Source organism: Peteryoungia algae (assembly GCF_030369675.1).
In the GTDB taxonomy this organism is placed as follows: domain Bacteria; phylum Pseudomonadota; class Alphaproteobacteria; order Rhizobiales; family Rhizobiaceae; genus Allorhizobium; species Allorhizobium algae.
Genome location: NZ_CP128477.1, coordinates 2615271 through 2633773 on the forward strand (window position 1 = coordinate 2615271; position 18503 = coordinate 2633773).

8 protein-coding genes and 2 pseudogenes are annotated in these 18503 nt (G+C 60.5%); 2 read left to right on the forward strand and 8 right to left on the reverse strand.

The genetic code is table 11. From position 1 onward, the window contains the following. Positions 1-12: 12 nt before the first annotated feature. Positions 13-579: a beta-barrel domain-containing protein gene (locus QTL56_RS12450; RefSeq protein WP_289393187.1), complete on the reverse strand. Its 567-nt coding sequence runs from the start codon at positions 577-579 to the stop codon at positions 13-15. Continuing rightward, a pseudogene (locus QTL56_RS12455) lies at positions 572-1285 on the reverse strand (IS6 family transposase). Before QTL56_RS12455 ends, QTL56_RS12450 begins: the two are co-directional and overlap by 8 nt. Before the next feature lie 202 nt (positions 1286-1487). On the opposite strand from QTL56_RS12455, the gene QTL56_RS12460 reads away from it, so the two are divergent. Next, positions 1488-2144, forward strand: a complete 657-nt coding sequence (locus QTL56_RS12460; protein ID WP_245138069.1) for a response regulator — start codon at positions 1488-1490, stop codon at positions 2142-2144. Positions 2145-2148: 4 nt separating this feature from the next. On the opposite strand, the gene QTL56_RS12465 is transcribed toward QTL56_RS12460, so the two are convergent. Then, positions 2149-3702 (reverse strand): sensor histidine kinase, encoded by a 1554-nt coding sequence (locus tag QTL56_RS12465; protein ID WP_245138068.1) that lies wholly within the window; start codon positions 3700-3702, stop codon positions 2149-2151. A gap of 197 nt (positions 3703-3899) precedes the next feature. On the opposite strand from QTL56_RS12465, the gene QTL56_RS12470 reads away from it, so the two are divergent. Next, positions 3900-4271, forward strand: coding sequence for a peroxidase family protein (locus tag QTL56_RS12470; protein WP_245138067.1), 372 nt, complete (start codon positions 3900-3902; stop codon positions 4269-4271). 3 nt (positions 4272-4274) lie between these two features. Here the strand turns inward: QTL56_RS12470 and QTL56_RS12475 are convergent. The 5 genes and pseudogenes from QTL56_RS12475 to QTL56_RS12495 all read right to left on the reverse strand — a co-directional run bounded on the left by QTL56_RS12475 (position 4275) and on the right by QTL56_RS12495 (position 18174). Beyond that, a pseudogene (locus QTL56_RS12475) lies at positions 4275-4988 on the reverse strand (IS6 family transposase). A gap of 58 nt (positions 4989-5046) precedes the next feature. Then, positions 5047-6351: an HlyD family type I secretion periplasmic adaptor subunit gene (locus QTL56_RS12480; RefSeq protein ID WP_289393188.1), complete on the reverse strand. Its 1305-nt coding sequence runs from the start codon at positions 6349-6351 to the stop codon at positions 5047-5049. A gap of 62 nt (positions 6352-6413) precedes the next feature. After that, on the reverse strand, positions 6414-8510 hold the full coding sequence (locus QTL56_RS12485; protein WP_245138039.1) for a calcium-binding protein: 2097 nt from the start codon (positions 8508-8510) through the stop codon (positions 6414-6416). 6 nt (positions 8511-8516) lie between these two features. Continuing rightward, positions 8517-10235 carry a type I secretion system permease/ATPase gene (locus QTL56_RS12490; RefSeq protein WP_245138040.1) on the reverse strand — a complete coding sequence of 573 codons (1719 nt, stop codon included), beginning with the start codon at positions 10233-10235 and terminating at the stop codon, positions 8517-8519. A 67-nt stretch (positions 10236-10302) separates the two neighbouring features. After that, the gene (locus QTL56_RS12495) at positions 10303-18174 is read right to left on the reverse strand and encodes a peroxidase family protein (RefSeq protein ID WP_245138041.1); all 7872 of its coding nucleotides are present in this window, start codon (positions 18172-18174) and stop codon (positions 10303-10305) included. Positions 18175-18503: the final 329 nt, after the last annotated feature.

The following is an 18503-nucleotide window of genomic DNA, read 5'->3' on the forward strand; positions in this document are numbered from 1 at the left end:
GCTCCTTCCCAATCACTCCTCTCGGAATGCCCTGGTGATCTGGTCGGTGAATGGCTTCGCGAGGAACGAGATGACAGTCCTTTCTTCGGTCTCGATATAGACTTCGACGGGCATGCCTGGCGTGAGCTTGGTTGCGAGGTCGCCGAGGTCGTTCGGGGAGAAGGTGACGCTGGTTTTGTAGAAGGGCAGGTTCGTTGCCTTGTCGATGATAGTTGCGCCTGGGATGATATCGACGGCGCCGACGATTTCCGGCGTGGTCTGCCGATTGAAGGCGGTGAAGCGCATGCGCGCGGTCTGGCCGACGAAGACACGGTCGATGTCGGTTGGGGCGACCTTGACATGGACGTTGAGCTCGCTGTTGGCAGGTACGATGGCCATGATCACCTGGCCCGGTGCGACAACGCCGCCGACGGTATGTGCCTGCAGGTCGTAGATCGTGCCGCTTTCCGGCGCCTTGACCACCGTGCGATCGAGCCGGTGGGTAAGCTGCAGCGCGCGCTGCTCGAGTTCAGTGAGCCGGTGGCGTCGCCTTAACCGAGTTTGGGATGCGGTAGTCTCTTCGACCTGAACTTCACGCATCAATCGACAAAGCGATTTCCCGCCAGGTCGAGATGGCGTGAGTGCGAAGCTGGCGATGGTCTGCGGCGGTCAAGTCTTTGCGGTGAAGAAGGAAGAGATTGGCGATCTAGCCGTGAGTGGAGACGAAACGCTGACATTGCCGCGCGGACTTGAAGCGCATCATGCGCCGCTCTCGTCGTCGCACAGCAAGATGGGAATTTTCAGCCTGGTTGTTCAATCCCTTGTGCGAGCGATGTTCGACCTTCGGCATCAAATCCGCCTTCGCAGCCGAATAGGAACGCAGCTTGTCGGTCAGCATCACGCGCGGGGCGATACCTTGACCCTTGAGCAGTTTGCGCATCAGACGCAAGGCTGCTGCCTTGTTCCTTCGGCTTTGCAAGAGGGCGTCGAGAACGTAGCCGTTGGCATCGACGGCGCGCCACAGCCAGTATTTCTTTCCCTTGATCGTCACCACCATCTCATCGAGCTGCCACTTGTCGGCAAACTGGCCTCGTGAGCGGCGTCGGAGCTGATTGGCGAACTTCAAGCCAAATTTCGCCGCCCATTCCGAGACGGTCTGGAATGAGACGTTGATGCCGCGCTCGGCCAACAGATCTTCGACGTCGCGTAAACTGAGCGGAAATCGGAAATACAGCCAGACCGCATGGGTGATGATCTCGGCAGGAAAGCGGTGGCGTCTGAAGTGGGCGGCAGGGAATTCGGTCATGACAATCCGAATATCAAGTCGGCTAAAACAGGCGGTTAAGGCGACGCCACCGACGTGGCCCATTGCTGACCAACAACTGCGGTCGGGACGCCAGCCCACCGACTCCCCCAGAAAAGGCCACGCCAGTATTAACCGAATCTTAAACAAGACCTTCCTGAAAGGTACTGGCCATGGTAAGTTTATCCCTAGAGGGGTAGGGGTTATGCTTGTACGTGTCGCGTTTGTAGACGATCACCCGATACTGTTGGAGGGCCTGGTCAGCCTGTACAGGACCAAGGCTGATCTAGATGTTGTGGCCATGGGTCACACCACCGTGGATGCCTTGAATATCGTCGAGGACCACCACCCGGACGTGATCGTCATGGATCTGAGCATGCCGGGAGATTCCTTCGCCGCGATCGATGTTATGCTCGCGTCCTATCCTGCCACCAAGGTGATCGTTTTCACGGCTTCCAGCGCGATCCAGCCTGCCGTGGAACTCATCGAAGCTGGTATCAGCGGTTATGTCCTCAAGGGCGCATCGTCTTCGGATTTGCACCACGCCATCATCAGCGCGCATAGCGGCGAGACTTACATCACACCCGGCTTTGCGACCAAGGTGATCGTGTCGATGAAAACGTCGGAGATGCGTCGCAAGGCACAGCCGCGTGAGCGGCTACACCATCGTGAAGAGCAGATCGTCAGTGGCCTGCTCAAGGGCATGACCAACAGGGAAATCGGCGTCAGTCTGAACATCAGCGAAAAGACGGTCAAACATTACATGACTTCACTGATGAGCAAACTCAACGTCCGCAATCGCGTCGAACTCGTGATCGCCGTGAGGAACCGGACGTCACCACGGGACCGGGTCGCAAGCTGACACTTCAGTCGACATTTCCAATCGGCAGGCTCGCAACCACGAATGAACCGTTTCGGCGGGGGAAGTAGCGGACCCGACCGCCAAATGTGCGAACGCGTCGCTTCTGGCTGACCTTCCCCAATCGAGCCCGCTGCACCTCACGTTTTGACGAGAAAACCGGGCGCTGACCAATATCCACCACCGCGACGAACAGGCGTCCGCTTTTGTAGCTGCAACGCACCATCTGAGAATTGCCGTTAGCGTGACGATAGCTGTTCATCAGCCCTTCGAGAACGAACCGGTAAAGGCATATCGACAGATCGGGAATGCGCAGGTCCGTGCCGGCGCATCCAGTCAAAACCGTTTCACGTCCCGTGATCTCGAGATAACGCTTGGTTGCCAACTGAAGAGCTTCGTCGATGGAGGCGTCCTCAAGCTCGGGAAGCACCAACCCTGCCGACAGGTTACGTACCTCATCGAGAACACTGCCCACGAGATCCAGGATCTTGGTCAGGGCATCCCGCATCTCTGGGGAGACATCCGGCCTCGGCGTGACCAGATCGCTCAAGCGCAGTTTCAGGAGCGTGAGAAGCTGCACCGATCCGTCATGCAGGTCCGCACCGATCTGATCCAGGATGCGCTCGTTCAGCTTGCCGGCTTCTGTCCGCGCATTGTCGGCAAGGAGGCGCAGGCGATTGTTTTCGACCGACAACTCGATGGCGTTGCGGAGACTTTCCTTCAGAGTTCTGCGCTGCTGTTCGATAAGCTGCGCGCCTCGCCGGACCACAAGATAGAGCAGTGACAGCATCGGCACAGACAGCAGAAGGACGCCAGCCATCGACGTTTGCCGGGTCTCGGCAATCTGCCGTTCGAGCACTTCGGATTCTTCGTAAACCTCGCCCGCCAGCAGAACCTCGCCCTCGGGCGACCTGACGAGAGGACTGTAAACCTCCAGAAGAGACTGGGCTTCCTCTTCGTCCGTATAGCTGTGCTTGGCAACCGTGGTCCGGGAGACGATCGTCTCTCCGGCCAGGGCTCGTTCGAGCTCCTCGAAAAGCTCTGGCCCGTCCGCGGGCGCAAGGGGATAGACCTGTCGGCCATCGGCAGACCAGATCTTGATGTTGGTGACACGCTGCCCCGGAGGCCCGGTCCCGATCAGGCTGGAAACACGGGCCTGAAATTGCTCGTCGAAGCGAAACTCGCCGTCCTCAGCGCGCTCCAGCAGGGGGGCGACGAGGGTCTGCAATCTGACGGCTCCTGCAGAGCCCGCAGCATTCAGAGCCGCCTTCTCGACCTGCGCGGCGACAAACAGGCTCACGCCCGTCATCAGGCCAAAGACGATCAGCGATGCAGCAATCAGGAACTGTGCCGATAGCGACAGGGATTTCAGCCTGAGCCAAGCGCTCTCGACCAGGGATGGCGGCGCAGGTTCAGGTAAAAACGCATTCCACTTGGTGTTCATCACACCGGGCCGAGTTCTGTCGAGAATTTCAGCATCGGCTCCCCTCCCTCCCCGCGCTTTCACACGCACTCGTTCTAATGCCTTTTCCTGCCTACACTTGAGTTTGGATTGATGCACGCTTCTGTCTTCTTGTCGATCAAGTTCGACAGAAGTTCAGACCAAGGTCCGAACTAAATTTGGACTTTGATCCATGTTTTCGCGGGACCAAGTACCCTTACCATTCCGCGTGGCTGTGAGACTCTGCTTGCCTGACAAAACCCTGACAAGACGTACAGGGACGAACACCGGAGGCGGGGGCTTCCCCGGATAAAATCATGGTCCAGGTCAACCAGCACGATCTCGAATTCATCTTGCGCCAGATCAAGATCGCAGAGGCGAACTCGGTCGCTCACTCGGGCAACAACGCGAGGGCTTTGACCAATATCTGGGTCGATGAACTCGGCAATGTTGTATCGGAAGGCACGCCCGGCTCGACGCTCGCCATCAGCGCCGAGCACGTTCCCTACGGTCTGCGCACCGTCGACGGCAGCTTCAACAATCTGGGTGCCGGCCGCGAAAACTGGGGTGCTGTCGATCAGCCGTTCCTCGACCTGCTTGGCGACGAGTGGCGCGCAACCGACGGGGACACCTTCCAGAGGTGGCGTCGCCTTAACCGAGTTTGGGATGCGGTAGTCTCTTCGACCTGAACTTCACGCATCAATCGACAAAGCGATTTCCCGCCAGGTCGAGATGGCGTGAGTGCGAAGCTGGCGATGGTCTGCGGCGGTCAAGTCTTTGCGGTGAAGAAGGAAGAGATTGGCGATCTAGCCGTGAGTGGAGACGAAACGCTGACATTGCCGCGCGGACTTGAAGCGCATCATGCGCCGCTCTCGTCGTCGCACAGCAAGATGGGAATTTTCAGCCTGGTTGTTCAATCCCTTGTGCGAGCGATGTTCGACCTTCGGCATCAAATCCGCCTTCGCAGCCGAATAGGAACGCAGCTTGTCGGTCAGCATCACGCGCGGGGCGATACCTTGACCCTTGAGCAGTTTGCGCATCAGACGCAAGGCTGCTGCCTTGTTCCTTCGGCTTTGCAAGAGGGCGTCGAGAACGTAGCCGTTGGCATCGACGGCGCGCCACAGCCAGTATTTCTTTCCCTTGATCGTCACCACCATCTCATCGAGCTGCCACTTGTCGGCAAACTGGCCTCGTGAGCGGCGTCGGAGCTGATTGGCGAACTTCAAGCCAAATTTCGCCGCCCATTCCGAGACGGTCTGGAATGAGACGTTGATGCCGCGCTCGGCCAACAGATCTTCGACGTCGCGTAAACTGAGCGGAAATCGGAAATACAGCCAGACCGCATGGGTGATGATCTCGGCAGGAAAGCGGTGGCGTCTGAAGTGGGCGGCAGGGAATTCGGTCATGACAATCCGAATATCAAGTCGGCTAAAACAGGCGGTTAAGGCGACGCCACCTCCGCGCTTACTCTTCTCGGAATGCCCTGGTGATCTGGTCGGTGAATGGTTTTGCGAGGAACGAGATGACAGTCCTTTCTTCGGTCTCGATATAGACTTCGACGGGCATGCCTGGCGTGAGCTTGGTTGCGAGGTCGCCGAGGTCGTTCGGGGAGAAGGTGACGCTGGTTTTGTAGAAGGGCAGGTTCGTTGCCTTGTCGATGATAGTTGCGCCTGGGATGATATCGACGGCGCCGACGATTTCCGGCGTGGTCTGCCGATTGAAGGCGGTGAAGCGCATGCGCGCGGTCTGGCCGACGAAGACACGGTCGATGTCGGTTGGGGCGACCTTGACATGGACGTTGAGCTCGCTGTTGGCAGGTACGATGGCCATGATCACCTGGCCCGGTGCGACAACGCCGCCGACGGTATGTGCCTGCAGGTCGTAGATCGTGCCGCTTTCCGGCGCCTTGACCACCGTGCGATCGAGCCGGTGGGTAAGCTGCAGCGCGCGCTGCTCGAGTTCAGTGAGCCTTGCCTCGACCGAGACGATCTCCTTTTGCAGTTCCGTACGGCTGGTCTGGTCGACCGACATCAGTCGGACCTTGAGCTCGCTGATCTGACCTTCTGCTTCGGCAACACGGGCGAGAAGATCACCGATCGTGCCTTCGATGCGAACCATCTGACGGCGAAGCCCACGCAGTTCGGCGGCCTTGGCGAGCCCCTTCTGGACCAGCCCCTCCTGCATGGCGAGCTCTTCTGCCAGCAGCTCGTTTTCTGCAAGATTGGCCTTTTCCTGCTCTCTCAGGCCGTCGATCTGGTTGCCCAGCTGCGAGATCTGCATTTCGATCTGCTGCTTCTGGTTTGCCCGCATGACGCGGTTCTCGTCGAAGAGCTTGGCTTCCTCGCGCATGACCTCGGGAGACAGCTCCAGACCCTCGAAGGAAAGCACGTCGAGACCGTCACGCTCGGCCACAAGCCGGGCCATCATCGCCTTCAGCTGGGCGACCTGCGATGTGACGATGCCGAACTCGATGCGCAGCTGCGTGTCGTCGAGGCGCAGGACGACGTCGCCTTTGTCGACCACGGAGCCGACCTTCACCGGGATCTCGACGATCGTGCCGCCATCGACATGCTGGACCTGCTTGGTCTCGCCGATGACGACGAGTTCGCCCTGCGAGATGACGGCGCCGGCAAGCTTCGCCTGGGCCGCCCATCCGCCGATCCCGACTGTCAGGGCAAGACCGAGCATGGTCGCTGCGAGCATGCGTCCCTTCAGCCCCTTGCCGGAGAGCGAGACTTGGCTGTTCTTGTCATCAAGGCGCTGTGTCATGGTGTGTCCCCTTACGCAGTTTACAGTTTCGGCCCGAAGCGGTGCCGATCACGAGGTTCGGATCAGGCCACGAGCCCTTCGGTCTGGCCGGGAAGATGGAAGGCCGTCAGGATCAGGTCGTCCTCGTCGAGATCGTGCGCACTGATGATGACGATCTCGTAGTCCTGATCACCGTCGATATCCGTCACGAGCTGCAGCACCTGGTGGCCGGCATCGTCGTCGTCGATCATTTTCTTGTAGAGCTTGACCAGGGTCTTGTGGTCGTGGCGATCGAGCTCGAGTGTGCTCTCGCCATCATCGAAGTAGAGCCGGCCCAGTTCCCGCTCGAGCTTCGACAGATCGACCTTGTCGCCGACATCGAAGTCGCGGATCTGGTCGAGGCCGGCCCCGTAATTGCGGATGGAAGCGACCGAGCCGAAGACGAAGTTGTCCTGACCGCCCTGACCATACAGAATGTTGACGGCGGAACTGGCGGTGATCGTGTCGTCCCCCTCGCCGCCGACGGCATTCTCGATCGAGGTCAGGCGGTCTTGGCCGATCTCTTCGCCCATGGCAACGCCCGCCTCGAGGTCGATCTCGACGGCCATGGTCGCGGACGATGCATCATAAGTGTCCGCACCTTCGCCACCATGGATGACGTCGTCGCCATCATCGATGCCGGGTGCCGGCGCATGATCCATCGGCATCTGCGTCAGACTGCGCGCTTCAAGAACGGTCTGGGCACCTGCGACGAACACGTCGTCGCCCTCATCGCCGACCATGACGTCATCGCCGGCACCGCCGGCCAGCGTATCGTGGCCCGTGCCGCCGTCCAGCACATCATTGCCCGCATCTCCCGACAGGACATCGTCGCCGGCTTCGCCGAACAGCCGGTCGTCGCCGTCACCACCGGACAGGATATCCTGCCCTTCGCCGCCCATCAGGCTGTCGCGTCCGGCCTCGCCGAACAGCATGTCGTTGCCGGCCTCGCCGAACAGGACATCGTCGCCATCGCCCCCGAAGATACGGTCATCGCCGTCACCACCATGAATGACATCGCGGCCTTCGCCACCGATCAGCACGTCGTCGCCCGCACCGCCGAGGATCAGGTCGTCGGCTTCGCGCCCATAAACCGTGTCGTTGCCGGCGCCGGCATCGATCAGATCCTTGCCCGGCGTGCCGAGGAGAATGTCATCTTGATCGGTTCCGGTGATCTCGGTGTCGGCATGCGCACGCAGATCGAGAAAGCCCTGGCCCTGGACCGACGCCTTGCCGTCGCTCAGCGTGAAGGTGAGGTTCACCAGCCCTTGGCTGTCGCGTTCGGGGATATAGATCCAGGCATCGTCGCCATAAGCGCGGATCTCGCCCGATGTCGCACGGATGGCGGAGATGGTCAGCGGATCGCCGTCCGGGTCTATGGCTGCGCGCGCAAGGTCGGCCCACATCAGAAGCATCGACAGGTTGACGAGGCCCGTTCCCAGATAGATCGGGCCACGGGACAAGGGGGCACGATTGGCCGGCGCCGGCGGGTTCCCGGAAGTGCCCCCATTCGAGGAGCCCCCGCCAGACGAACCATCGACCGGTAGACTGCCGTCATCAGGCGTGTCGCTGTTGCCGTCTGCCGCCTGTCCAGCGGCGGGGGCATCGTTGGCAGCACGCGGAAGGCCGAAGGTCGCAAGCTTCGGCTTGGCCACGCTTGGCGCCACGAAGCGAAAGCCGTTGGCTGCGACATCAATCGACACACCCTGGAACGGGCGTCCGGCATAGTCGCCTTCAAGCATAAAATCCTGGGCGTTGAAGCGGATCGAGGAGTAGAGCCGGCGCGGCGGCTCGACCTGCTCGACCACGTCCTCGTAGGCCCGCTGGATCTGCTGCCAGAAGGCGGCGATGTCCAGCCCGGCCTCGGGCGCATCCTCAACCGGTGCAGTCGTGCCATCATCGAGCGCCACGGTCTTCCGGTCGTCCGGGGCTTGTGCATTGGGCGCCGGATTGACGATCTCGCGCAGCCGCCCGAGATAGGCGCCGAGCCCCATGGAGAGCACGGCGAAGATGCCCGGCGACCAAAGCGTGCGATCCGGAGCGTCAGGGAGCGCAAACTTGCGCGCCGGCGCCTTGGCCGATTGGGCGTCGCCGTGGCCGAGCTTCAAGGCTTCGTCATGATCGGTAATGGAGCTTGCCATGATCCCTTACTCCGCCGCGATCGGCATCAAGCGGGTCGGCCGCAGCGGCTTCTCCTGCGTGTTGGCCGGAACCTTGATGATCTCCTCCTTCGGCCCGAAGGAGACGAGTTTGCCGCCCTGGACCACGCCGACCATGTCGACGGCCTGAAGTGCGCTCGGGCGATGCGCGACGATGACGACGATGCCACCACGCTCGCGCACCTTGACGATTGCCCTCATCAGCGCCTCTTCGCCCTCGGCATCGAGATTGGAGTTCGGCTCGTCGAGCACCACCAGGAAGGGATCGCCGTAAAGCGCGCGCGCCAGCGCCACGCGCTGCCGCTGGCCGGCCGAGAGCGACTGGCCGCTCGGGCCGATCTGGGTCTGGTAACCGTTCGGCAATCGTACGATCAGATCATGGATGCCGGCGGCACGAGCAGCCCGGAAGATCATCTTGGAATCGGCATCCGGATCGAAACGGGCGATGTTGTCGGCGACCGTACCGTCGAGAAGGGCCACTTCCTGGGGGAGATAGCCGACATTCTCGGTGAAGAAACTGGTCGGCCACTGCTTGAGATCGGCGCCATCGACGCGAACCGAGCCGCGCAGGAGTGGCCAGATGCCGAGCAGCGACCGCGCGAGCGTCGTCTTGCCGCCGCCGGATGGACCGATCAGCGCCAGCGCCTGGCCAGCCGTGAGTTTGAACGAGACATCGCTCAGAAGCACGGTGCCGGTCGTAGGTGCCACCGTCGTCATGCCCTCGACGACAAGATCCTCGCTCGGCGCCGGCAGGTCGAACTGCGTCGGCGGACGGTCGAGCACGGCGAGCGTGTCCTTGATGCGCGACCAGGAGCGGCGTGCGGCGATGACGCCCTTCCACTGGGCGATCGCCTGGTCGACCGGGGCGAGCGCCCGGCCGGTGACGATCGAGGAGGCGATGATCGCACCCGCCGACATCTCGCCCTGGATCGTCAGATAGGCCCCAAGACCGAGGGTCGCCGACTGCAGCATCATGCGCAGGACCTTGGAGATCCCGGCAAAGGTGCCGGCGATGTCGGAGGTGGCAGTCTGGGTATCGAGATGACGGCGGTTGGCGCTTTCGAAGCGGTCGATCGCGCGGTCCGTCATGCCCATCGAATAGAGGATGTCGCCGTTGCGGACATGGTTGTCCGAGACGTTGTTGCGCTGAATGGCGGCCCGCGTCATCTCCTTGGCGTGCCGGCGTGACAGAAGCTCGGCCGCGATCGTCAGACAGGCGAGGAAGGCAGCCCCCCCGAGCGTCAGCATGCCGAGCACCGGATGCAGCATCCAGACGAAGACCAGATAGACCGGGATCCAGGGCAGGTCGAAGAGAGCGACCGGCCCCGCACCCGACAGGAAGGAGCGCACCGTATCGACGTCGCGGCCGCGCTCGGAGGCTTCCGCCGCGGAATAGCCGAAGCGCGGCATGTCGATCACCACCCGGTGCACGAGCGGCGCGATCTGGCGATCGACATTGGAACCGAAGCGCACCAGCATCTGCGACCTCAAGATGTCGAACATACCCTGGAACAGGTAGAGACCGACCGCGATCACCGAGAGCCAGATCAGGGTCGGCACACTGCCGCTGGTCAGCGCCCGGTCATAGATCTGCAGCATGTAGAAGGCGCCGGTCAGCGCCAGGATGTTGATGATGCCCGAAAGTCCGAAGACGAAGCCTGTCACCAGGCCTATACCGGACAGTTTGTAGCTTGACTGCTTGTTCATGGCTTCCCCCACTCAACGTCTGTCTGTCTGCCGGCCCCGCCAGGCCGGCAGTTCTGCCATGTCGTCCTCAGGATACGCCGAGGAAGTCGTTGATCGTCAGGTTGTGGCGGCCATGCAGCGAGAGTTCGAAGTCGGCTGCATTGTCCCCTTGCGTATTGCCCCGGATCACCGTGAACTCCTCGCCGTCGCGCATCTCGTGCGTGATGGTCACGTCGCCGATTGCATCGATGGTCTGGCCTGCCTCGAGATTCATGGCCCCCATGCCGGTAAAGTCGATCCGGTCGCCGGTCTGGAAGCCGTAGATCGTGTCGCCATCCGCATTGGCTGCCGATGTGAACTTGAAGACATCGTCGCCAAGCCCGCCATCGATGATGTTGACCGCAGACGAGGCTGTGATCGTGTCGTGGCCGGAACCGGCGATGAAGTTCTCGAAGCCGTAGAAGCTATCCGAGCCCGTCGTCCCGCCGGAAACCGAGCCGCGGCTGTTGAAGCCATTGCCGAGATCGACCGTCAGGTTGGCGCTGGTCGCTGCATAGTCCAGCGTGTCGATGCCATCTTCGCCGTAGTAGACGTCGTTGCCGTCATTCAGCGTCGCAATGACAGTGTCGTCGCCGTCACCCGCCCAGACATGGTCGTCGGCTGCTCCACCCTCGATCACGTCGTGGCCGGCATCGCCGAAGATCAGGTCGGAACCGGCACCGCCGAAGACGATGTCGTTGCCACCGCCGGCATGCACCTCGTCATCTCCGAGCCCGGCATTGATCACGTCATTGCCATCACCGCCCGACACAACGTCATCGCCGTCCTCGCCACGCAGAATGTCCGAGCCGCCCTGACCAACCAGAACATCCGTACCAGCACCACCCAGGATCGTGTCATCTCCACCAGCGCCAAGCAACGCATCCGCAGAAGACGTGCCGATGAGCACGGTTGGCGTCGGACCCGTGGTTGGAGGCGTGACGACATCGCCGTCGTTATCGGCATCCTCCTCCTCGACCTCGTCATCATCGTGATCATGTTCCGTACCGGCATCGACGAGGATCGGTGCCTCACCCGTGAAAGTCAGCGAGTGACTGCCGTTCGACAGCGTGGTCGTGCCGTCAGCATTGTCGATTTCGCTAAAGTCTTCCGGGTTGGTGTCGGGTGCGACTTCGACGACGTCCTGCGGACGCATTGCGCCGACGATAGTGTCATTGCCGCCATTCGATCGGAAGACGATGCGGTGGGCTGAGCTGAGGGCCGAGATATCGACGACGTCATCGCCGGACGAGCCGTCGATGGTGATCGTCGAGTAGTTCAGGCTGGTGCTGTCGAAGTTGCCGATGACTTCGATGATATCGCCACTCTGGGTCGGACCGCCATCAAGACCGCCATTGTTATTGTCCGCCGTCACCGGCAACTGATCTATGACGATTTCCTCGATGCTGGCGAGTTCTGCAACGACCGTTTCGGAGCCGTTCGCCAGAGCACGGGTGATAACGATCTCCGTTGTCGGCAGGAAGACCGTACCCAGCGCTACGGCAAGCGACGCATTCTGGTTGTTGGTGACAGCATAGATGCGGAACCGCTCGGCACCCTGCACACCAGACAGACGATAGGTGTCGTTGCCCTGCCCACCATCTACAATATCGCGGCCCTGGTTGCTGGTCTGGTTGATCGTATCATCGCCGCCACCAGCGAGAATGACGTCATTGCCAGCGCCGCCATCGATGGTGTTTGTACCATTGCTGCCGACCATGATGTCGCCACCATTGCTTCCGCTCAATTGTCCGTTCGTGTCGTAGGACAGCGCCACCGTCGCGGTGTCGTTGTTGCTCCCTCTTGCCGTGTAGCCAAACGATCCACCTGCACCACCGTTGGTCGGATCGATGAAGGCGACCGATCCCGGATTGGTGTTAAGGCTGAGGTTGCTCAATCCGTTTGGTCCCGATACCGCCGTGACATCGAGCGTATTGTCCGGATCGCTGTCGTTATAGAGCAGTGCCCATTCCGGAATGACAATCGCCGTGCCCCGACTGATATTGGTAATGACGGTGTCGTTGTTTGCCACCGTCGGGTCATCGACGGGCGTGATCGTCACCGTATGGGTGGCAGGCGTGCTCTCGAGACGCCCGTCATTCACGGTGACTTCAATCACGCGTGGGATGATCGACGGGTTGTCGGAGCCATTAGAGAAGGTCACTGCCTGGATCGCCGCCTGATAGGTTGCAAGCGTCGCCTCGCCGGCGAGTGTTACCACGATTGCGCCGCCCACTTGCGAGATTGAGGACGTGATCCCGCTCGGCAGGTTTGCTACCGCGAGGTTATCGCCCGATTGCGCGTTGGTCAGCACCACCCGCGCGGATGCGAGGGTTTGTCCATTGTCCGTGATCAGAGGTTCGGATCCAATCGAGATCGGGTCCTGGTCTTCGATGAAGGTGCTCGTGATATCCCGGTTGGGCGGTGTGACCGGCTGCGTGCCGCTCGCATTGATCACCAGATTGTCGACAATGAAACGCTCGGTATTGGCGCTGAAGAGGCCATCCTGATCAAGCGTACCCTCAAGTCGGAAGCGAATAGCTGAATTCGGACCAGATATGGCGTCCGTTGGCAACGCGACCGTCTGATTGCCTCCATTGCTGCCATCGTATGTCGCCAGAGTCACGAAGTTCACGCCGTCTGCCGCGAATTCGAAGTGAAGGCGCTCGTTGTCGTTTCCAAGCTGAATGAAGCCAAGTACAAGATCTGACCCGGGAGAAATGGCGTCATCCGCAATGCTGAAGCTCACCGTCGCGGACTGCATGCCCGAGAGATCGAGAGATCGGGTGATCGTCGCACCGTCAGCTGCATTTGGATTGAAGCGCAACTGGTTGCTGTTTGCTCCGTCGATCTGGACGTTGCCGGCAGTCACAGAGGTGCTGACATCACCGGCCTTGACCCACGCACCGGCAAAATTGTCGGTTCCAATGTTGTTGTTGCCACCATTTGCGGCGTTGAAGTTGTCCGCAAAACTGCGGGTGACGGTATCGAAGCCATCGAGCGAAATCTCGGGCGCGATGTTGCGCAAATCCAGGACCTGATCGGCAAACTGGATCTTCTCGATGTTGAAGAGGCGATCGGTACCTTCAGCTTCGAGATTGCGACCCGATACCGGATCGATGACGCCGACAGTCGGATTGACATGGGTAACAGTGACGCTGCCGTCTTCGTTGTAGGTCACCTCATAGTTTTCGAAATTGTCGTAATAGACGGCGGTATCGACATCATCCTCAGCGCCTCCATCGACGATTTCGCGAACCATCGACAACTGGTTCGGCGCGAACATACGGCTGAAGAGCAGGCTGTCGAGGGTTGCGCCGCCCTTCTGTGCCACAGCGCCGGTTTTCAGCATCCCGTTGACGAGATCCGATTCCAGATAAACCGGGCCAGCCAGGCTATCGGCCGTGTAAGGACCTCCGGGGGCATCGATGCGGATACGGACGTTGAGCCACTTGTCGCCATCGATGATGTCGTCGCCGCCCATGCCGCGGATCATGTCGGAACCACCGCCTCCCAGCAGGATGTCAGAACCATCAGAGGTATCCATCACGGCAATCTGGCTGTCGCCATCGGCATTGGTCGGATTGGTCAGCGTGAAGCGCTCGAGATGCGCCACCAGTTCACGCAAGCCGGTTATGTTGTCGACGTTCTTTTCGAGAAGCGCATTGGAGAAGCTTTCGATCGGAGCGTCGGGGGTGACCTGGGCCGCGTTGCCGGCCGCATCATAGCCACCGATGACGACGTCACGGCCGGTCAGTGTGTCGTTGTTCTTCCAGCCTGACAGACCTTCGACAAGGTCGTAGCGGTCACGGAGAATGTTGTTCTGCTGGTTGACGAAGATGCTGACATTCATGTCGGCAACGGCGTCATAGTCATTGCCCTTGAACGTCGTCCAATCGAAACCGGCCATACCGTTACTGCGGTTGATGCCGATTCCCTGGACCATGATGTCGTCACCGGATTCCGCGTCGAAATCGGTATCGTTTTCACCCGAGATCATGATGTCGTGACCGATGACGCGGGAATTGAAGAACAATTCCGAGTTGTCACCCGTCAGGGTATTCATGTTCCCCTGGCCTTCCATCCAGTCATTGCCTTCGTTGCCGTAGACGACGCCGCCGCCACCGGAGGCCGCGCGGATATAGTCGTCGCCTTCGCCGCCGAAGATGCTCTTCGCCTCCGAACCGCCGGAGAGAATGTCGGACCCATCGCCGCCGAAGATGAGGTCGAGGCCCATGCCACCGTTGATGAGATCGTCGCCGGCTTCGCCCTTCAGCACGTCCGCAGCGCCGATATCGGTGCCACTGTCGGTGATGATGTCAGAGCCGTCGCCGCCATGGATGTGATCGACGCCGAAGCCGCCTTCGATGCGGTCGTCGCCGCCCTCGCCCCAGATCGTGTCGTCACCGGCACCACCGATGATCGTTTCAGATCTGTTGGTGCCGCCGAGCACCACGTGCTCGCCGCCATTGTACTTGATGTAGTCCTCACCGCGGGTCACGAGACTGTCGGTTCCGGTAATCGCCGAGATCACATCGGGTGCACGAGTGGGATCGGCTGAACCGAGGCCCTCATTATACTGGCGCGACTGGTCCATCTCGATGACGTAGTCGGCGGTCTGGAACGCCGCACCATTGATATGGAGGCCTACCTCCTCGGTATCCGTATTGCGACGGATCAGGTCGGCGAAACTGTCACTTTCCAGTTCCGTCAGCAGATTGAGACCCTGAGTGCGGCTGAGATAGTAGAAGCGATCACCATTCTGGAGCTTCTCGATCTGCAGTTCGAACACGAAAGTGAAGGTCGAGCCCAGCATGCCGCCGAAGGGCATCAAGGCCTCGGCGAGACCGCCGATCCAGAAGTCGACCTTGTTGAGCCCTGTTTCAGTATTAGCCCAGGAACCCGATGAGTTCAGGAAGTCGAGGCGAGCCTCGCGTTCTGTGGACGTTTCACCTGCCTTTCCGAAGACCAGATCCCAAGCCGCGTCCCGCTTTGCCTCGGCTGTGGTCGCAGAAAGGATCGTGGAATGGGTGCCGTAGGCTGCGATGAAGTTGACGATCGACAGCGGGTTCTTGAGATTTTGGGCGAAATCCACCCAGCTCTCATAGGGCTTCAGATAGGTGTCCTGTGTCTGATCGTAGATCTGCCGGCGCGCGTCGTTGAGCGAGGGAACACCGGTCTCCCGTGCGCGGGCAATATTGAGTGCCGCCAGATCGAGCGGCAGGCCGACCAGATTGTCGCGCAGCGCGCTGGTCATGAATTCGTCGATTTCGTTGCCGGCCTGACGGGTCATGCCGCGTAGGATGGCCCCAGCTGCAGCATGCGCATCAACGCCTTGGGCGTCGAACATCACGGGGTCGAGGAATGCATCGATCAGGCCCTTCTCTTCTGCTTTGACCTGACCACCGGCGAACTTCAGGATATCGACATTCTCGTTGAGCATCGAGTGACCGAACCGGTAGACGACCTGTGCAAACTCTTCGAAGATCGCCCCATCGATCTCGACGGAATTCGAGAAGACAAAGGGATCGATCTGCGGCGCAATCGCACGGACGAACTCCTCGAAGACGAGGTGCTGGTAAACCATTTCGGTCGAGAAGCGAGCCGCCTGAAACAGGCGTTCGCCATCCCAGACAAGGCCGGCACCGCTGGTCGGCATCGTCGAGACATCGGTGAGCAGCCACTCGTTGAGAAACGCGACATCGCCTCCGGCGAGCAGACTTGCCTTGATCTCCTCCACCTGACGATTGTGCTCGCCATGGAACATGGCATGCGTTGCAGTCAGCGCAATGTTCTCGTTTCCACGTCCGTCACCGACGATGAAGTGACGGTCGAGAAGTTCGTTGTCGTACACAGTTCGGACAAACTGGCCGGGGTAGGCGCCGGGGATCATCGAGTCCACATCATCAATACCCAGTGTCGTGTCCGAGTCAGGCCTCAGCAGGCCGCTGAACCCGTTGTTAGGGTTTCCATCCAGATCGTATGTCCCAGGGGCAGCCTCATGCGCAATGTCGTTGAGGAAGGCGCGGCCGGCGGGCACAGCCTGCATGGCATCTGCCAGGTTCTCCGGGTCCCCTTCGACGGGGCCTTCTGGTGTCAAAAGCAGCGGAAAGCCATTTTCGCCGCGAACGAATTCGCCATACAGATCCGTCACAATGGCCGGCACCGCGTGAACGTTCATATCATGCAGCTTGATGCCAAGGATGGTTTCAGCCTGAACCTTGATATCCTTCCAGGTCGGCGGACCGCCGGTTGCGCTTTCGAGCATGTGACCGGTGGCAACGGGCTTGCCACCCACCAGAACATATTCCCGCAGAAAGACCTGATGCGATGGGTTCGACGTGTAGACCTGGTTCAGATCGATCCATGGCGTGGTCTCGTTAGTGTGATCGCGCACGTCGTCGGCGGTGCCCAACTCACCGTCGGCACCCGGGCTGTTCGTCGCGCGGGTAAGTACCATGAAGTTTGTGAAGCTGTTCGGGTCATAGAGGGGATCATCTGGCTGCAAGGGGATATAGACCGAACCTGCTCCGCCCTTGGTCGTCAGATCGAGGCCATGGTCGAAGAACTGGCCGAAAATGGTCATGAACCCATTGAAGGACGCGGTGTCCCCCAAGTCAGCCGCAATGTTCTTGATGAAAACGTTGTTGCCGTCCATTTCGACGCCATGCGAGGTTAACTCCGCCAGCACGGCGGCGTCGGCGGCGGCGGCCGCAACTTCGGCCGCCGCCGTAGCACCTTCGCCGGTCAGGATGGCCTCACGGATGTCTTCAGCCGCAGCAAGGGCGTTATTGGCTGCGTCAAGAGTCGTCTCCGCGACGTCGACGGACACGTTTGCCGTCGCCACGTCCAGATTGGCAACAGTCAGATCCGCCTGCGCGTCGCTCACCGCTCCTGCCAGGGACTGCTGCTGTTCGACGGCCGACTGAAGATCAGCGACAGCCGCTGACTGGGCCGCTTGGGCAGCAACGAGAGCCTCCTGTGCGTCTTCCAGGTCTTCGGCGGCGTTCTCATAGGCAAGAGAGGCATCGTCATAGGCATCAGAAGCTGCAAAGTAGGCGGCGGCATTCTCCGCCGACGCATTCGCCTGGAAGGCCGCAAGCGCCGCCTCCTTGGCCTGCTCGGCAAGTCCCATCTCGGCAAAAGTCGTGTTGCGCGTGGCGGTCGCCGCATCGACGATCGCCTGCGCGCCGATGACGGCGGCCTGTGCTGCCGCTGCCGCCGACTGGGCGGCAGACAGCACGGACGCATGACCCGCCAGTGCCGTATTGGCGTCGGCAAGTACACCCGAGGCTGTGGCCTGAGTGGCGAGCGCCGCTTGAAGCACGCCATTGGCGGCTGCCAATGCGTCTTGTGCATCCTGAACGGCTTCTGCGGCGGCAGTTACGACGGCATCAGCTGCCTCGGCTTGCTCCTGCGCGGCTTCGGCGGCGTCCTCCACTGCGTCATGGGCAGCCTTGGCGGCCGCCTGAAGCTGCATGATCTCGCCCACGATTGCCAACGCGTCGGCACCGACAATACCGACTGACGCGAGAGCTGCTGAAATAGCGGCCGGATTGTTCAAAGACTGGTCGGCGACAAGGTTGGAGATGATGCGCGGCTGGCTGTCGTAAACGCTGCCCGAAGTGCTGGCGTAGCTCGTCGGAGCCCCTGAACGCGGATTGGCTTCGGCGGACGCGAACTGTGCATCGAGCAGCCGGACCATCGGCTGATCGGCTGAGCCGAAATGGGTCATGCCCGGCTGAAAATTGTTGAAGGAGCCGTCTACGGTGCGCAGGCCGTAAGGCAAAAGCGGGCTCGACACGAGCTGCTCCAGCGCCACCCGCGGATCCGTGCCGGCATCGATCGCAGCGACATGGGCTTCGGCGATCTTGATCTGACGCAGAATGAAATCCAGGTCGTTTTTGTTAAGCTGTACCATGATGCAACCGGGTTTCCCCGCCCCTCTTGTTGATCAACACTGCCAGCCCAAGCTGGGCCACGAAGTGTCCAAGGTTGGACTCTGTTAGAGTTTAGGGAGCAGAACCATGTCGCTTGGTCGAACAAAAATCTCCCTCATGGTCCGAACAACGTTAGGGACTTTGTACCCTATTAGAGGAGGGAGGGTGATTGTGAGTCCGAACGCAAAAAGCCCCTCAACCGTAACTGTCAAGAGCTTCAACGCCAGCATTTGAATGGCGTCCGCTACAAGTCTCATTGGTTGCGGGGGCTTATCGCGCAGAGACTTGCATAAAGCCCGAGTTTAGAGCG